At 69.7% G+C, this 16876-nt stretch carries 15 protein-coding genes; 8 read left to right on the top strand and 7 right to left on the bottom strand.

The features are described 5' to 3' along the window. Window positions 1-6: 6 nt before the first annotated feature. Window positions 7-699 (top strand): hypothetical protein, encoded by a 693-nt coding sequence (locus ACZ7L7_RS08830; protein ID WP_472075382.1) that lies wholly within the window; start codon window positions 7-9, stop codon window positions 697-699. A 76-nt stretch (window positions 700-775) separates the two neighbouring features. Here ACZ7L7_RS08830 and ACZ7L7_RS08825 read toward each other — a convergent pair whose 3' ends face one another. Next, window positions 776-1078 (bottom strand): WXG100 family type VII secretion target, encoded by a 303-nt coding sequence (locus ACZ7L7_RS08825; RefSeq protein WP_285515946.1) that lies wholly within the window; start codon window positions 1076-1078, stop codon window positions 776-778. Between the two features lie 357 nt (window positions 1079-1435). Here ACZ7L7_RS08825 and ACZ7L7_RS08820 point away from each other — a divergent pair, with 357 nt between their 5' ends. Beyond that, the gene (locus tag ACZ7L7_RS08820) at window positions 1436-6109 is read left to right on the top strand and encodes an FtsK/SpoIIIE domain-containing protein (protein WP_472075380.1); all 4674 of its coding nucleotides are present in this window, start codon (window positions 1436-1438) and stop codon (window positions 6107-6109) included. Between the two features lie 12 nt (window positions 6110-6121). Here the strand turns inward: ACZ7L7_RS08820 and ACZ7L7_RS08815 are convergent, their stop codons facing one another. Then, window positions 6122-7801: a serine/threonine-protein kinase gene (locus ACZ7L7_RS08815; protein WP_285515948.1), complete on the bottom strand. Its 1680-nt coding sequence runs from the start codon at window positions 7799-7801 to the stop codon at window positions 6122-6124. Between the two features lie 148 nt (window positions 7802-7949). Beyond that, window positions 7950-8798 carry a menaquinone biosynthetic enzyme MqnA/MqnD family protein gene (locus ACZ7L7_RS08810; RefSeq protein WP_471428444.1) on the bottom strand — a complete coding sequence of 283 codons (849 nt, stop codon included), beginning with the start codon at window positions 8796-8798 and terminating at the stop codon, window positions 7950-7952. Between the two features lie 286 nt (window positions 8799-9084). Here ACZ7L7_RS08810 and ACZ7L7_RS08805 point away from each other — a divergent pair, with 286 nt between their 5' ends. Further along, the gene (locus ACZ7L7_RS08805) at window positions 9085-9288 is read left to right on the top strand and encodes a cold-shock protein (protein ID WP_093718378.1); all 204 of its coding nucleotides are present in this window, start codon (window positions 9085-9087) and stop codon (window positions 9286-9288) included. 180 nt (window positions 9289-9468) lie between these two features. Then, window positions 9469-10233 carry a DUF899 family protein gene (locus ACZ7L7_RS08800; protein ID WP_472075378.1) on the top strand — a complete coding sequence of 255 codons (765 nt, stop codon included), beginning with the start codon at window positions 9469-9471 and terminating at the stop codon, window positions 10231-10233. 4 nt (window positions 10234-10237) lie between these two features. On the opposite strand, the gene kstD is transcribed toward ACZ7L7_RS08800, so the two are convergent. Together kstD and ACZ7L7_RS08790 are read right to left on the bottom strand one after the other, a co-directional pair. Continuing rightward, the gene (gene kstD, locus ACZ7L7_RS08795) at window positions 10238-11998 is read right to left on the bottom strand and encodes a 3-oxosteroid 1-dehydrogenase (RefSeq protein WP_472075376.1); all 1761 of its coding nucleotides are present in this window, start codon (window positions 11996-11998) and stop codon (window positions 10238-10240) included. Next, window positions 11995-12492 (bottom strand): ATP-binding protein, encoded by a 498-nt coding sequence (locus ACZ7L7_RS08790; RefSeq protein ID WP_261719171.1) that lies wholly within the window; start codon window positions 12490-12492, stop codon window positions 11995-11997. Before ACZ7L7_RS08790 ends, kstD begins: the two co-directional genes overlap by 4 nt. A 115-nt stretch (window positions 12493-12607) precedes the next feature. Between ACZ7L7_RS08790 and ACZ7L7_RS08785 the strand changes: the two genes are divergently transcribed. Further along, window positions 12608-13438 carry a helix-turn-helix domain-containing protein gene (locus ACZ7L7_RS08785; protein ID WP_107406409.1) on the top strand — a complete coding sequence of 277 codons (831 nt, stop codon included), beginning with the start codon at window positions 12608-12610 and terminating at the stop codon, window positions 13436-13438. Beyond that, window positions 13435-13707 (top strand): DUF397 domain-containing protein, encoded by a 273-nt coding sequence (locus ACZ7L7_RS08780; RefSeq protein ID WP_453598912.1) that lies wholly within the window; start codon window positions 13435-13437, stop codon window positions 13705-13707. The genes ACZ7L7_RS08785 and ACZ7L7_RS08780 overlap by 4 nt, the downstream gene beginning before the upstream one ends. Here ACZ7L7_RS08780 and ACZ7L7_RS08775 read toward each other — a convergent pair. Further along, on the bottom strand, window positions 13671-15044 hold the full coding sequence (locus ACZ7L7_RS08775; RefSeq protein WP_285515954.1) for an FG-GAP and VCBS repeat-containing protein: 1374 nt from the start codon (window positions 15042-15044) through the stop codon (window positions 13671-13673). The genes ACZ7L7_RS08780 and ACZ7L7_RS08775 overlap by 37 nt on opposite strands. Window positions 15045-15337: 293 nt before the next feature. Here ACZ7L7_RS08775 and ACZ7L7_RS08770 point away from each other — a divergent pair, with 293 nt between their 5' ends. Together ACZ7L7_RS08770 and ACZ7L7_RS08765 are read left to right on the top strand one after the other, a co-directional pair. Next, window positions 15338-15985, top strand: a complete 648-nt coding sequence (locus ACZ7L7_RS08770; RefSeq protein ID WP_472075374.1) for a hypothetical protein — start codon at window positions 15338-15340, stop codon at window positions 15983-15985. Then, window positions 15976-16665 (top strand): hypothetical protein, encoded by a 690-nt coding sequence (locus ACZ7L7_RS08765; protein ID WP_472075372.1) that lies wholly within the window; start codon window positions 15976-15978, stop codon window positions 16663-16665. The genes ACZ7L7_RS08770 and ACZ7L7_RS08765 overlap by 10 nt, the downstream gene beginning before the upstream one ends. A 40-nt stretch (window positions 16666-16705) precedes the next feature. Here ACZ7L7_RS08765 and ACZ7L7_RS08760 read toward each other — a convergent pair. Further along, window positions 16706-16876 (bottom strand): IS3 family transposase (locus tag ACZ7L7_RS08760; protein ID WP_472075601.1); only part of this gene is annotated, 171 nt, incomplete at its 5' end.

Genomic DNA, 16876 nt, shown 5'->3' with positions numbered 1-16876 from the left:
CCTCACATGACCCGCAACAGCAACCAAAAGAAGCACCGCCTGCTCAGCGACCGCCTCGGCGGCCTCCAAGTCCACGCCGCCGCATGGTGCTGGACAGACGACATCCCCCAGCCCCCGACCGACGTGCTCCATGCCGCAGGCCTCCCCCGCCTGCGCCCCGCCCGGCTACCGCCCCTGGGCATCCTCCGTGTCGTACTCGCCGCCCCCTTCGCCCCCCTCATCCTGCTGCTCTGGCTCCTCGCCCAAGGGGAGGAAGCCCTCAAGCGCGCCCTCGACACCAAGGAGGAGAAAGAGAGTCGGCGGGCCAGGAAGGACGCCGACGAGCGTCGCGACGCCGCCGTCATCGACCTCGGCCTCGACCGTGTCTTCGACGGCGACTGGCACGGCAGCGCAGGTCAGTTCCTGCTCCGCTGGTACAGCCACTCCACCCACCACGAGCGGCTGCTCGTCGCCACCGACGACGGCATCGTTCTCGCCGCCCCGCCCCAACGCGTCAGCGTGGGAAGGGAGAAGCGGCTGCGGGTCGTCGCCCGCATACCCGCCGCCGAGGCGACGCTGGTCGATCCGTTCGCCGGCGAGTTCGAGAGCAGGCTGCTGCTCATCCGGTTCCGTGACGGGTCCTGGATCCGCGTCGACACGGAGGAAGCCCGCAGCGAACTCCACATGCACCTGCTGCGGCAGCCCGCCCCCGACAACTGACCGACAACTGACCGAACACGCCGGAGGGGCGGCACTCCCGCACCGCCCCACCCGACGCGTCAGCGTGAGCGTGAACTCACTTGCTGCGAGCCTGCTTCGCCAGCTCCTCGTCGATCTGCTCGAACTTGTCGGCAGCCATGGTCAGGTAGTCACCCATGCCGTCGAGGCCGTCCAGCGTGTCCTTGGAGCCCTTGACGAACTCCTCGAAGTTCTCGTCGAAGGCCTTGGACGAGCTCTTGGTCACGTAGCCCGACTCGACCAGGTTGGCGATGTACTTGCGGAGGCCGTCGAGCTTGTCCTGGAGCCTTTCCTTCTCCTTCACGACATGCTTGGCCGCGTCCCGCATGTCCTGATATGTGATGTCAAGGTCCTTGGCCATGAAGCCGCTCCCTCTTCAAAACGCCGCAGGGCCAACCCCCGTGGCTCCCTGTTTGCGGTCCGACAGTCACCGGTGGGCGTCAACTCGCGTGTGACTGCCGGTGTGATCGTCCGCTCTTGAGGCAGCAGCTTACGGGGGAGGCCAGAGGTGTCACATCCCGGCGTTGTGAACAACACGTCGTAGAGCCGTCACAACCTCGCGTGCACACCGTTGCCTTTGGGAACTCGCACCACATTTCCCCACCGAGCTCCCCCACCGCACCCCCTGTGTCCCTCCCCACCCCAACAGATATCGTCGCCTGGAACTGTGACCCGCGTTGCGGAAGCGGTCACAGGGGCAACGGGGAGGACAAGACACGTGCGCCTGACTCTGACCGTCGTCGATCCGTTCGGCGGCGGCACCGCCGACGTCGTACTCGACGCCGATCCTGAGTCCACGATGGGTGACATCGCCCAGGAACTGGCCAAGCAGGTCGGTCACAGTGGCGCTCAGGTCATCCCCATCGGGCAGCAGCACCCGCTCCCCAGCGGCAACGCCCCGCTCCTCTACGTCGACGGGTACGCCGTCGACCCGTCCGCCACCATCCTCAACTCGCCCCTGCGCGAAGGCGCCGTCGTCAGCCTCCAGGACCCCTCCGGCTGCCTGCCCGGTGAGCCCTCCGGGCTCGTGGAGCTGCGTATCGTCGGCGGGCCCGTCGCCGGTTACGTGCACCGGCTCGGCGTCGGCCGCTACGACATAGGCAGCGGCCCCGCCAGCCACATCCGTATCGACGACCCCGAGATCGACGCCCGCGCCCTCACCCTCTCCGTCTCCACCGACGGAACCTGCCGCTTCAAGGTCCACGGTGACACCGAGGCCGCCTTCCTCGACGGCACTCCCATTGAGGAAATCCTCAACCCCAAAGAGGACAAGAAAGAGGAGAAGAAGAAAAAGAAGCGGAAGAAGAAAAAACAGGAGGAAAGCAGCGAGGGCGGCGACAGCGAAACCCCACCCCCCGACCCCGACATCTGGCCCCTCGGCGGTCAGATCGCCCTCGGCAACACCCTCGTCGAGCTCACCCGCTACTCGCCCCCGAACGCCGCCCTCAAGTGGTCCGAGGACGGTACCGGCCTCGACTACAACCGGCCGCCCCGGCTCCGGCCGCCCGAGCGGCAGACCCGGTTCCGGCTGCCGTCCAAGCCGCGGGAGTACGAGGCCCGGCCGCTGCCCTGGCTGATGGCGCTGACGCCGCTCGTCGGTGCCGTCGTCGCCGTGCTGATCTTCCAGCGCTGGTACTACCTGATCATGGCGGGCCTGAGCCCGATCCTGCTGTTCGCGAACTACTACAACGACAAGAAGCACGGCCGTAAGTCGCACGCGAAGCAGGTCAAGGAGTACGAGGAGCAGAAGGCCCGGATCGAGCAGGACGCGCAGGACGCCCTGGTCGCCGAGCGGAACGACCGGCGGCAGGCCATTCCGGACCCGGCGACCGTGCTCTCCCTGGGCACCGGGCCCCGTACCCGGCTCTGGGAGCGGCGGCGGACCGACCGGGATCACTTGCTGCTGCGGGTCGGCACCGGGCAACTGCCTTCCGAGGTCGTCCTCGACGACCCGGAGCAGGACGACCACAAGCGCGAGGTCACCTGGAAGATCGAGGACGCTCCGGTCGCCCTGAACCTGCGCGGGCTCGGGGTCGTCGGCATGGCCGGGCCCGGTGACTCGGCGCGGGCCATGGGGCGTTGGGCCGTGGCGCAGACCGCCGCGCTGCACAGCCCGATGGACGTGCAGTTCTATGTGCTCAGCGAGCAGGCCGCGCAGGAGAGTTGGGACTGGGTGCGATGGCTGCCGCATGCCAAGCCCTCCGGCGGGCAAGACGTGAACGTGCTCATCGGCACCGACGCCGAGACCGTCGGCGCCCGGATCGGTGAGCTGACCCAGATCCTGGACGCCCGCAAGAAGGCCGCCGAGCAGAACCGCGCCCAGGGCTCCACCTTCAGCGACCCCGACATGGTGGTCGTGTGGGACGGCTCGCGCCGCCTGCGTTCCCTTCCCGGGGTCGTGCGGCTGCTGCGCGAGGGGCCGTCCGTCTCCATGTACGCCATCTGCTTGGACGCCGAGGAGCGGTTCCTGCCGGGCGAGTGCCAGGCGTACGTCGTGGCCGAGCCGAAGGTCGAGGAGGCTCCCCGGCCCCAGCAGCAGGCGCAACAGCAGGCGCAGGCCCCCGGCGGGTTCCCGTCCTTCCAGGCCTGGCACCAGAACGCCTCCCCCGAGCCCTCCCACGCCCAGCAGGCCGACAAGCTGCGGCTGCGGGTCGAGGAGGCCGGGGCCGAGCGGCGCAAGGACGTGCGGCCCGACTTCGTCTCGCCGTCCTGGTGCCTGCGGCTCGCCCGGTCCCTCTCCTCCCTGCGTGACATCAGCGGGGAGACCGAGGACTCGGCGCTGCCCAGCTCCAGCCGGCTCCTCGACGTGCTGCAGCTCGAACCCCCCACCGCCGACGCCGTCGTGGCCCGCTGGCGGATGGGCGGGCAGTCGACGCTGGCCGTCATCGGTGAGTCCTACGACGGTCCCTTCGGCATCGACATCCGCAAGGACGGCCCGCACGGTCTGATCGCCGGTACGACGGGTTCCGGTAAGTCGGAGCTGCTCCAGACGATCGTCGCGGCGCTCGCCGTGGCGAACACGCCGGAGAACATGACCTTCGTGCTCGTCGACTACAAGGGTGGCGCGGCGTTCAAGGACTGTGTCCATCTCCCGCACACCGTCGGCATGGTGACCGACCTCGACGCGCACCTCGTGGAGCGCGCGCTGGAGTCGCTGGGCGCCGAGCTGCACCGCCGCGAGCACATCCTGGCCGCCGCCGACGCCAAGGACATCGAGGACTACCAGGACCTGGTGCGGCGCGACCCGTCGCACCAGCCGGTGCCCCGACTCCTCATCGTCATCGACGAGTTCGCCTCGATGGTGCGCGACCTGCCGGACTTCGTGACGGGTCTGGTCAACATCGCCCAGCGCGGTCGTTCCCTCGGCATCCACCTGCTGCTCGCCACGCAGCGGCCCTCCGGTGTGGTCTCCCCGGAGATCCGCGCCAACACCAACCTGCGGATCGCGCTGCGCGTGACCGACGGCGGCGAGTCGACGGACGTCATCGACTCCCCCGAGGCCGGGCACATCTCCAAGAACACCCCGGGCCGGGCGTACGTACGGCTCGGGCACGCCTCGCTGGTGCCGTTCCAGTCCGGGCGCGTGGGTGGCCGCCGGCCCGGCGCCGCGGACCCCGCCGTCCTCAAGCCCTGGGTCGGGCCGCTGGCCTGGGAGGACCTGGGGCGGGCCGCGCTGACCAAGCCGAAGGCCGAGTCGCGCGAGGACGAGGAGATCACCGACCTCAAGGTGCTGGTGGACACCATCCGGGACGCCAACCGGTCGCTCGGCATCCCGCCGCAGCACAGCCCCTGGCTGCCCGCGCTGGACGAGCAGTTGCTCCTCGACGAGATCCCGCAGCCCGAATTCACCCCGGCGCCAGGCAGGTTGGCGCCCGCGGCCTACGGTGTGGAGGACCTGCCCGCGATGCAGTCCCGCCGCCCGGTGGCCATCGACTTCGCGAGCTTCGGCCATCTCATGATCGGCGGCGCCCCGCGCAGCGGACGCTCGCAGGTACTGCGTACGATCGCCGGTTCGCTGGCCCGTACGCACTCCACGGCCGATGTGCACATGTACGGCATCGACTGCGGCAACGGCGCGCTCAACGCACTGACCCGGCTGCCGCACGTCGGCGCGGTCGTCGGCCGTAACCAGACCGAGCGGGTCGTGCGGCTCATCAACCGGCTCAAGGGCGAGATGGACCGCCGCCAGAACCTGCTCGCCGACAAGGGGTTCGCGGACATCGGCGAGCAGCGGGCCGCGGTCTCCGAGGACGAGCGGCTGCCGCACATCGTGGTCCTGCTGGACCGGTGGGAGGGCTGGGTGCCCACCCTCGGCGAGGTGGACCACGGCGCGCTGACCGACGAACTGCAGACGATGATGCGCGAGGGCGCGAGCCTCGGCATCCACCTGGTGCTGACCGGTGACCGGACGCTGCTGGTGGGCCGTATCGCCACGCTCACCGAGGACAAGTACGGTCTGCGACTGTCGGACCGCAGCGACTTCTCCACGCTCGGGATTCCGTCCCGCAAGGTGCCGGAGGAGATCCCGCCGGGGCGTGCCTTCAAGAACGAGGCCGGTACGGAGACGCAGTTCGCGCTGCTGGCCGAGGACACCACCGGTCAGGGGCAGGCCGCGGCGCTGGCCGCGATCGGAGAGGCGGCGACCGCGCGCGACGCCGAAGTGCCGCGCACCAAGCGGCCGTTCCGGGTGGACAGCCTGCCCAGCCGGATCTCCTTCGACGAGGCGTGGGAGCTGCGCGACCCGGAGGTCTCGCGCTCCAGGCTGTACGCGCTGGCCGGTATCGGCGGCGACGAGATCGTCGGCTTCGGCCCCGACCTCGCGCAGGGCGTGCCGTCGTTCGTGATCGCTGGTCCGGCGAAGTCGGGCCGTTCGACGGTCCTGATGAACTTCGCGCAGTCCTTCCTGAAGCAGGGCGTACGGCTGGTCGTGGCCGCCCCGCGCCAGTCGCCGGTCCGCCAACTCGACGGCGTGGAAGGCGTGCTGAAGGTCTTCACCGGTGACGACATCGACGAGGAGGAGTTCGAGGAGCTGATCGACGGCGCCGAGCCGTCGGTCGAGAACCCGGTCGTGGTGCTCGTCGACGACGGCGAGATCCTGGAGGACTGCGACGCCGAGAGCCAGATGAAGAAGATCGTCTCCCGTGGTGCGGAGCGCGGTCTCGCCCTCGTCATCGCCGGTGACGAGGAGGACGTCTGCAGCGGCTTCTCCGGCTGGCAGGTCGACGCCAAGAAGGCCCGCCGCGGCATCCTGCTCTCCCCGCAGGAGTCCTCCAGCGGGGACCTCATCGGCGTCCGCCTCAACCGGAGCATGGTCGGCGGCCAGGCCGTCCCCGGCAAGGGCATGCTGCACCTGGGCGACGGGGAGCTGCGGACGGTCGTGGTGCCGGGCTGAGCGCCGGACCGGCTACTCCACCTTCGACAGCCGGGCTGTCGGGTTCCCCGACTCCGGGCTGTCGTTGGCGTAGTCGAGGTCGTCGCCCACGGGGGTGAGGGTGACCGTCGTGGTCGCCGGGTTGCAGCCGCCGTGGTTGGTGGGGGCGCCCGTCGAACTGGCCACGAGCTTCTTGGCGGTGACCGACTTCAGGGTGAGGATGTCGTCGCAGACGTTGCCGATGGCGTCCGTCTGGCGCAGGGTGCCGAGTTTCCCGCCCTTCTCCGTCTCCTTGACGGTGAGGCGGAAGGTGCCGATCGGGAGTTTGCCGTTGAGGGCCGTGGCCTGGCCCTCCCAGGTGCCCAGGTAGGCGGAGAGGGCGCCGCCCCCTCCCGGGGCGTTCGTGGCGCTCGGGGCCCCGGAGGAGGGCGAGTCGGCGCCCGCACCGGCGTCGGCATGGCCGCCGCCGCCCTTGGGCAGCAGGTCCAGCACGAACACCGAGCCCACCGTCACCGCCGCCAGCGCCCCGGCCACCGCCAGCGCCACCGTGCAGCTCATCCGGCGGCCCTTGCCGTCGGTGCCCGGCGCCGAGGTCGCCGCGACGGACACCGAAACCTTGCCGGGCCTCGCCTGGTCCTCCGGCCCGGCGTCCCGGGGCTGGGGAAAAGCGGGCGTGGGCGTCATCACCGGCGGCGGCCCGAACACACCCAGGGCCCCCGTACCGCCGGCCCCCGTCCCGCCTGCGCCCGTAGTACTGCCCGTCGCCTCCACCGAAGGACTGCTGAACCCCACCACCCCCGACGCCTGGTCCCCGCCCGTCGCCTCCAGGTTCAGCACCTGTACCGCGCTCCGGCTCACCCGCTCCACCAGCGGCCCCGGCAGCCACCCCTCCGCGACCAGGGTCGCCGCGCCTTTCGGGGCGAGCCGCCAGGCCAGCTCGGCGGGCGTGGGCCGGTCGGCGGGCGTCTTGCTCAGGCAGGCCTCCACGACCTCCCGCAGCTCCCCGTCCAGCGCGCCCAGCTCGGGCTCCTCGTGCACGACCTTGTACAGCAGCGCCGCCGAGGAGTCGCCGGGGAAGGGCTGCGCCCCGGTCGCCGCGTACGCCAGGACCGCGCCCAGGGAGAAGACGTCGGCCGCGCCGGTGACGCCCTTGCCGAGGATCTGCTCGGGGGACATGTAGCCGGGCGAGCCGATGGAGACGCCGGTGGAGGTGAGGGAGGCGGTGCCGTCCGTGGCGCGGGCGATACCGAAGTCGATCAGCAGCGGTCCGTCGAGGGTGAGCAGGACGTTGGAGGGCTTCACGTCCCGGTGCACCAGACCCAGCCCGTGCACGGCCGACAGCGCCTCCGCGAGACCGGCACCGAGGACCCGTACCGTGTGCGCGGGCAGTGCGCCCGTGTCGGTCACGGCCGTGGTCAGGGACGGGCCCGCCGCGTACGCGGTGGCGACCCACGGCACCGATGCCTCCGGGTCCGCGTCCAGGACCGGCGCCGTCCAGGCGCCGCCGACCCGGCGGGCGGCCTCGACCTCGCGCCGGAACCGGGCCCGGAACTCCTCGTCCAGCGCGAAGTGCGGGTGCACGATCTTGACGGCGACCGTCCGCCCGCCCGCGCTGCGGCCCAGGTAGACCCGGCCCATACCGCCCGAGCCGAGCCGGCCGAGCAGCCGGTACGGCCCCACAACCGTGGGTTCGTCGACTCCGAGCGGCTGCATCGCGTCCCCCTCCCCGTACTCCCCCGTACGACTGCTAGCAGACTACGGCCTGGGCACGCTCACAGCGGAAAGCTGCCCGCTCACGGCCGGAGCGTCTGCGGCCGAGGCGTCCGCATCCGAAGCGGCGGCCCGCTCACACCCGGAGCCTCTACGGCTGGAGCAGGTCCACCTTCACGTCCGCCGCGAAACCCGTCGTGGGCCCCACCCGGCGCGCGAACTCCGCGACCGCCTCCAGTTGCGGCGCCCCGAAGCGGAAGTCGAGCGTGGTGAAGTAGCGCTCCAGAACCGCCTCGTCGAAGGCCTCCCAGCGGGCCGCCTGCTCGGCGACCTTGCCGACCTCCTCCAGGGAGAGGTTGCGGGAGGCGAGGAACGCCTCGTGCACCTGGCGGGTGATCAGCGGCTCGCGCTCCAGGTAGTCCCGGCGGGCGGCCCAGACGGCGAAGACGAACGGCAGGCCCGTCCACTCCTTCCACAGCGCGCCGAGGTCGTGCACCTGGAGGCCGAACCGGGGGCCGTCGTGCAGGTTCGCCCGCAGCGCCGCGTCACCGATCAGTACGGCCGCGTCCGCCTCCTGCATCATCAGGCTGAGGTCGGGCGGACACGTGTAGTAGTCCGGCCGTACCCCGAAGCGGTCGGCCAGCAGGAGCTGGGCCAGGCGCACGGAGGTGCGGGAGGTGGAGCCGAGGGCGACACGGGCGCCGTCCAGCCGCTCCAGCGGGACCTGCGAGACGATCACGCACGACATGACCGGGCCGTCGCAGCCGACAGCGATGTCGGGAAAGGCGACAAGGTCGTCGGCGTTCTTGAGGAACTCGACCAGGGTGATGGGCCCGATGTCGAGATCTCCCTGCACCAGCTGTTCGCTGAGCTTCTCCGGGGTGTCCTTCGTCAGCTCGAAGTCGAGGAGCGTGCCCGTTCTCGCGAGCCCCCAGTACAGGGGCAGGCAGTTCAGGAACTGGATGTGGCCGACGCGCGGCCGGGTGCGAGAATTGTCCACATCGCGAGGCTAGACCCTGAGGAGTACGCTGCAGACTCCGACCCCGGCGTCAACCCGATTTTCTGGATCTTCAAACATCCGGGTGACGTGATCTTGACCTCTATTGCTTTCGGCTGCCTGCGTGCTAGGCTCGCCGCAAGTTGCAGTTTGGTTTCCCTTGCAGTACAGAGCCTGCGGAGCATGTGACCGCGGGCTCTAGTCGTTTTCAGACGTATGCAGTGCGGCGTTAGCTTTCACACTTGCAGGTTCTGGAGCAGGGCAACCCTTTTGAGCCCAAGGAGGGCTTATGGCTACCGGAACCGTTAAGTGGTTCAACGCCGAAAAGGGCTTTGGCTTCATCGCCCAGGAGGGCGGCGGCCCCGACGTCTTCGTCCACTACTCCGCGATCAACGCGAACGGCTTCCGTTCGCTGGAGGAGAACCAGGCGGTCTCCTTCGACGTGACCCAGGGCCCGAAGGGCCCGCAGGCGGAGAACGTCACCGCGCTCTGAGACAACCGTCTCTGATCCGGACCTGAGAGCAGTACCCAAGGAGCCCCGCGCCGCAAGGCGGCGGGGCTCCTGCCTTTCTCTCACGACGTGCGGCAATGAGTTTCGCCGGGCGGCCGGGTCTGTACTCCCGGGGCGACACGCGACCGGCGCCCCACGTGACGAGACCGCCCGGAGGACACCATGACGACCACCCCGCAGCCCGGCCGTCCGCCCGTCGTCGACCTGGACACCTGGCGGGCCGCCCGGGAGGAGCTGCTGGTCCGGGAGAAGGCCCACACCCGTGAGGGCGACGCGATCGCGGCGGCCCGGCGCCGGCTGCCGATGGTGGAGTTCGACGCGACCGTGGAGGTGACCGGGGCCGAGGGGCCGGTGCCGTTCCTGGACCTCTTCCAGGGGCGCGACGAGCTCGTCGTCTACCAGCACATGTGGTACGACGGCGCCCCGCCGCAGGGCCAGTGCGAGGGCTGCACCACCACCGCCTGGCACCTGAAGGACGCCGTGTACCTCAACGCCCGGGGTGTCTCCTTCGCCTTCCTGACCACCGGCCCGTGGCCGGAGGTGGCCGCGTACGCCGACTTCATGGGCTACACCCAGCCCTGGTACTCGGTACGGGACGTGCCCCCGCCGGTCGGCGGCGAGATGGGCTACCTCTCCTGCTTCCTGCGTGACGGCGACCGCGCCTTCGTCACCTACTCCACGACCGGCCGCGGCAACGAGCGCGTGAACAGCTCCCTCGGCCTGCTCGACCTGACCCCCTACGGCCGCGGCGAGGCATGGGAGGACAAGCCGGACGGCTGGCCCGAGGGGGACGTGCCGTGCTGGTCCTGGCGTACGGACGCGGACGGCACCGCCACCTGGGGCCCCACCAGCCGCCCCGTACCGCAGTGGAGCCGCCCCGGCGCGACCCCGGTGGAGACCCTGGGGCGGCAGAGCCACTGCCACTAGCCCGCTAGCGGGTCGCCGCTATGTGCCGGGCCGCGATGTAGCCGAACGTCATCGCCGGGCCGATCGTGGAGCCCGCGCCCGCGTAGCTGTGCCCCATGACGGCCGCGCTGGCGTTGCCCGCCGCGTACAGCCCCGGGATCGGCGTGTCGTCCTCGCGCAGCACCCGCGCCTGAGGGTCGGTACGCAGGCCGCCCTTGGTGCCGAGGTCGCCGGGCACGATCCGGAAGGCGTGGAACGGGGGCAGCCAGAGCGGGGCGAGGCAGGAGTTCGGGAGGACGGCGGGGTCGGTGTAGTAGTGGTCGTAGGCGCTGTCGCCGCGGTGGTGGTCGGGGTCCTTTCCGCGCAGGGCCTGGGAGTTGAAGCGGTCCACGGTCGCGCGCAGGGCCGCCGGCGGCACGCCGATCGAGCGGGCCAGGGCGTCCCAGCTCCATGCCTTGTGGGCGGCGCCGGAGGAGTACCAGGAGTCCGGGAAGGGGAGGGTCGGGGCGACGTCCCGGAAGAGGTAGCGGTTGCGGTAGTTCTGGTCGACGATCAGCCAGGCCGGGATCGCGGGGTTCGTCGGGTGCTGGTCGTACATGGTGTGCACGACGTCGCTGTACGGCGCCGCCTCGTTGACGAACCGGGCGCCCGCGGCGTTGACCAGCAGACCGCCGGGCAGGGTGCGCTCGGCGAGGCAGAAGTACGGCTCCCCGGGCAGCGGTATAGCCGGCCCCCACCAGGCGTCGTCCATCAGCGTCAGCGAACCGCCCACGCGCCGGCCCGCGCGGATGCCGTCCCCGGTGTTCTCCTTCGCGCCCACGGTCCACTCGGTGCCGAGCGGCTGGCGCTGGTACGCGGCGCGCATGGCCGCGTTGTGCTCGAAGCCGCCGGAGCCGATGATCACGCCCTTGCGGGCCCGGACGAGACCGGGTGCCGAGCCGTCGCGGGTGACCACGGCACCGGTCACGGTCCCGCCCTCGACATGGAGGTCGGTGAGCGGGGTGTTCAGCCGCACCGGAACCCCGGCCGACGCCAGCCCCGCCCGCAGCCCGGCCGCCAGGGACTGCCCCATGGTCAGCGGCTTCTGCCCCAGCGCCGCCGCCTTCACGCCCCGCGCGAGACAGGCGGCGGCCACGGCGGCACCCTTGGGGTTCACGGCGGCGAGGGTCAGCCACTTGTAGTCGGCGCTGAAGACCACCATCCCGGCCGGGACGGGCATGTACGGCGGGTTCAGCCGCGCCAGTTCGGCGCCGAGGACGTTCCCGTCGAGCTGATCGGGCTCGACCGACCGCCCGCCCGGCAGACCCCCCGGAAGCTCCGGGTAGTAGTCGCTGTACCCCTCCATGAACCGGAACCGCAGCGGACTGCGGTCCATGACGTACGACAGCATGGCGGGCCCGTTGCCGAGGAAGGCGGCCTGCCGCTCGGCGGAGACGTCCGGCCCGACCACGGCGGCGAGGTAGGCGGCGGCCTTCGCCGGGGTGTCCGGCACCCCGGCCGCGAGGATCACGGAGTTGTTGGGTATCCAGATCCCGGCCCCCGACCGGGCCGCCGAGCCGCCGAAGGTCGGCGCCTTCTCCACGACCACGCAGCTCAGGCCGTGCCCGGCGGCGGTGAGGGCGGCGGTCATCCCGGCGGCACCGGAGCCGACGACCACCACGTCGTAGGTGCCGAGGAGGGGTAAGTCGGCGGCGGAGGCGCGCGGTTGGCTCAGGGCGACGGCCGCGGTCGTGGCGGCGGCGGTGGTGAGGACCCGTCTGCGGGTGGGCGAGGCGTTCCTGGTCATGGCATGGCGCTCCAGCGTCCCGGCACAGGTAACTCTGACGAGGTGTCAGAAGTGGGAATGTCGCGCGACGGTCTTGTGAAGTCAAGGCCGACCTCGGCCCAGACCGTCTTGCCCACGTCCCGCTCCGCGACGCCCCAGGTCCGCGCGAGCAGCGTCACGATGACCAGCCCTCGCCCGTTCTCGCCCTCCACGTCGGTCACGTACCGCAGTTTCCGTTCGCCCCGCGCATCGCTCACCTCGATACGCAGCGTGTCCTCCGCCAGCAGCATCAGCCGCAGCTCGAAGGCGCGGCCGGGGACCCGGCCATGAATAACGGCATTGGCGGCCAACTCCGCCACGATGTGCTGCACGGTCACGCTGACCTGGCTGTCATGGGGAAACCCCCAGACGCCGAGCTGTTGCGTGGCCAGATGACGGGCCAGCCGGGCGCCCCGTGGGGTGGCGCTGATCCGCCGGGCCAGTTCAGCAGTGGGGGTGATGATTTCGGCGTTCACGTCACCGAGAGTGGCGGCTTCTCCCTACCCTGACCAGGAGCGAACCGTCGACGCTCCGTGTCCGTACGGCTGCGTCGAGTGTCATGTGCGGGGTTGTCGGACGGGAGGGTGCGGCATGAGCGACACCAACGGCACGTCGGGACTGTTCATCGTCATCGGCAAGCAACTGAAGATCCTGCGCGAGCGGAAAGGGCTCACGCAGAAGGAGTTCGGGGCGCTGGTGAACTACGGCCCCGACGCCATCTCCGCGATGGAACGCGGCGTACGGACCCCACAGCCCGACCTCCTGGAGAAGGCCGAAGAACTCCTCGACGCCGGGGGCCTGTTGAGGGAAGTTGTCCCCGAGGTCAGGGAGGAGATGTCGAAGGCGAGGACTCGGCATCCGGAGTGGTACCGGAACTATGCGGGGTTGGAGGCGGAGGCGGTTGAGCTGCACTTCTATGCCAACAACGGGGTGCCGGGGCTGTTGCAGACCGAGGAGCACGCGAGGACGGTCTTCGGCAAGCGTCGGCCGTTCCTCGATGAGGCAACCATCGAGAAGCGGGTCGCGGACCGACTCTCACGGCAGCAGGTCTTCGAGCGCTGGCCTGCCCCGATTGTCAGCTACGTCCTTGAGGAACACGTACTGGACCGGCCCATCGGCGGGCGGCGTGTGCACGCGGAACAGCTTCGGCGCATCCTCCAGGTCGGTCAGATGCAGAACGTTGAGATCCAAGTGATGCCTACGACGATGGAGGAACACCCCAACCTGGACAGCGCGTTCAACCTGCTGACGCCCAAGGGGCACGGGCAGGTGGCGTACACCGAAACTCAGGGGCATCCACGGTTGATCGTCGATCCCGAAGAGGTCAGGAAGATCGCGGACCGCTATGGGATCATGCGAGCAATGGCACTCTCCCCCGCGGAGACAAGGAAGTTGATCGAGAGCAAGCTGGAGGAGCTATGACGGGCAAGCTCACTTGGTTCAAGTCCAGCTACAGCAGCGGCGAGGGCGGCGAGTGCCTCGAAGTCGCCTACGCCTGGCGCAAGTCCAGCTACAGCGACGGCGAGGGCGGCGAGTGCGTAGAGGTCGCTCAAGGAGTGACCGACATCCACGTCCGCGACTCCAAGAACCCCACGGGCCCCCGAGTCACCCTCGCCCCCGCCGCCTGGTCCGCTTTCCTGGACTCGGAGTTGGGCTACGGCTGGAACGACGCCACGACGTTGACCTCGTAGGCGCCGGTCGCGGTCACGCCCCCGCTGGTCCCCGGCAGCAGCACGCTCGGGCTGTAGTAGTTGGACGACACCAGCAGGTCCTTGTCCCCGTCGCGGTCGATGTCGCGGAGGCGGACGAGCTCACCGAACATGCCGTACTCGGTCACACTGCCGGGGACACCGGCGGTGGACCGGGTGAACCACTGGGACTTGCTGCCGGTGAGCCCGGACTTGCTGCCGCGGAGGATGTGGACGCCACCGGCTGCCTCCTTGCCGCCGACGGTCTCCCAGGGGACGCCGACGGCGAGGTCGGGGTAGCCGTCGCCGTTGGTGTCGGCGGCGGAGAGGCCGTAGCCGAAGCCGTCGCCCTTGGTGGCGGCGGTGGCGACGCCGGAAGTGGACTGGCTGAGGCGGTACTTGGTGGTGGGGCCGGTGCTGCCGCCGCGCCAGACGACGACGGAACCGGCCGCCTTGTTGTACTCCAGGTCGCCGATGGCGAGGTCGCCGTATCCGTCCTTGTCGAAGTCGGCGACGACTCCGGAAGCGCGGTAGTTCGGGCTGGTGCTGTTGAAGGTGGTGACCTTGCCCGACTTGATGGTGGAGCCGCCGCGAATGAACCAGACGTCCGAGGTCGCCCTGTTGTTGTGGTAGCCCGCGCCGACGAGGAAGAGGTCGGCGGCCTTGTCCTTGGTGACCTTGCCGGAGACCAGGGCGGCCGGTTCGAGGAGGGCCGGGGTCGTGAGCTTGGTGACCGAGCCGGTGGTACCGGACTTGCTGAAGCCGCCGCGGTAGATGTAGACGGTGTCGTTGCCGTTGGCGACGGCGAGGTCGGTCTTGCCGTCGCCATTGAAGTCACCGGCCTCGATCTGCTTGCCGAAGGCACGGTGGGAGCCGGCGGTGACCTTGAGCCGGACGGCACCGGTGCCGGTGAGCCCGGACTTGGAGCCCCAGAGGATGGTGACAGCGCCGGAGGACACCTTGCCGCTGACCTTCTCGGTGAAGTCGGCGACGGCGAGGTCGGCGTAACCGTCGCGGTTGAAGTCGGCGGCGGCGACGTCGTCACCGAAGGCGTCGACGTACCCGCCGGCGTCGCCCGCGGTGCCGGGGACACCGGCGGTGGCCTGGGTGAAGGTCTTGGTCTTGGTGCCGGGCCCCTTGGAGGTGCCGTACGTGACGACGACCTTGCCGTCGGGAGAGGCCTGGGCGAAGTCGCGGTACCCGTCGCCGTTGAAGTCGTCCGCGTACTTCGCCGGGGTGGCCGCCTGCGCGGTGCCCGTAGAGAGGGCGAGCATCCCGCCGGTGAGGGAAGCGGCGGTGGCCGTGGCGAGCGCCAGGCGCACGGTTCTGCGCGTGAACATGCGTCTCCTGCGATGATCAAAGATTGGCGAGGAGGAGACTCACGGAGACGGCCGAAGGTTGTAGGGCTGTCCGAGGCCGCCAGGCCACGGTGACTTCAGACCGTATGGCTCTGATCACAGCATCGGTTGCGATTCGAAACACAGCACGCTGAAGCCCTGAACTTCCCGCAACTTGTCTGCCGCTTCGCCCAGTTCAGGAGAGCGCGTTCTACGCAAACCCGGTTGGTGTCACCCAAGCTTCTCTCGATAGCGTTGGCAACACTTGAGAATTCTCGCCCCACCGGGAGTCGTCCGTGAAACGCCGCCACACCTTGCCGTCAGCCACCGCACTGGCCGTTGCAGCAGCTCTGTCGTTGTCCGCCTGCGGGAGCGACGACGACTCGTCCTCGGACGGCATCAAGGGAGCGGACAAGGGCGGCAACACAGCCTCGGCGAGCCCTTCCGCATCGGCAGCACAGGGGGGTGCGAAGCGGCCCGAAATCACGCTGCCCGATGAGTTCCAGGCGGAGTTCGAGGGGTGGACGAAGAGCGATCCCAAACTGCAGGCCATCCTGAACGACGGCCGTGAGGAGCTGCGTTCCAAGTACGCGGCGATCATCGAGGGGAAGCCGGAGTCGGAGGCGGTCGCCTTCTACAACTCGGACGCCACGCTGGACAGTGCTCGCAAGTGGATCAGACAGTTCACCGATGAGGACGATAGCCTCGTCGGCACGGTGAGGGTCTTCGACGCCCAGGTCCACATCAACGACACCGGTTCCGGCGTGCTGTTCTACTGCGTCGACGAACGGAAGGCCTCCACGAAGAACCGCAAGACCGGCAAGGTCGTCAGCACACCGGACAAGCCCGAATCGCTGATCCAGTACCGCGTCCGCCTGCACGAGAACGCTCAGGGTGTATGGAAGACCGTCTCCCTGACGACCGTCCCCGGGGCGTGCCGTTGATGCGCTTCCCGGCCAAGGCATGCACGCTCCTGGCAGCCACCGTCACAACCCTCGCCCTGTCCTGCACGACGGCGCACGCCATTGGTGGCAACGACAGCCAGGCACCGCCGACCGGCGGCCCCTCAGGCAGCGCGTCCGGAAGCACCCTCACGGCGTCTGCGACGACCACCCGCATCAAGGTCACTCAGGTCGGCGGCGGCAAGTCCGGCAACTCCGTCAAACCGCTCGCACCCGTGGACCCCGACTGGGAGCCCCCGGCGTGCTGGTACGAGCCCGTCGCCACGCCTCAGCATCTCAAGGACGCCGTCGAACGGCTCAAAGCCGGCGGCGACCTGGTACCGGTCACTCCCACGCTCAGCTGGGGAGAGCAGCTGATGGTGGACCACTACGAGAAGGGCAAGGCCCAGATCGACGGAGAGGGGTACGAGGACTACAACCTGGGCCAGGGCGGCATGTTCTGGCGCGGGGTGATCAACAAGGACCGGGAGAACGACCCAAGGTCGTACGACTGCGAGCGCAACCTGTTCTGGCAGGACGCCAACACCCTGCCCGACGACGATCACGCGCCCACCCCCGACGTCCTCGCCGCCTACGCCTACGACAAGATCAACGTTCCCGCGACCGAGGTCGAGCTGAAGCCCGCGGCCCGGTCCACGGTGAACCTGCCCACCTGGGTGTGAGGGGCCTCACGTTTTCCGGACAGGCTTCTGACCGTCTATTTCATGCGGCGATTCGCAACTTCTCGTACTCGGCGTGGACTTCGCGCGGAGGGCGGTAACCCACGGCCGAATGGAGTCGTTTGCGATTGTACCAGAATTCGATGTAGCGGGTGATGTCCTGCCGGGCCGCCTCGCGGGTCAGGTAAGTCACACGCGATACGCGCTCGTTCTT

It is taken from the genome of Streptomyces sp. NPDC110618 (assembly GCF_055657065.1).
This window is presented reverse-complemented; position numbering and strand designations above follow the sequence as displayed.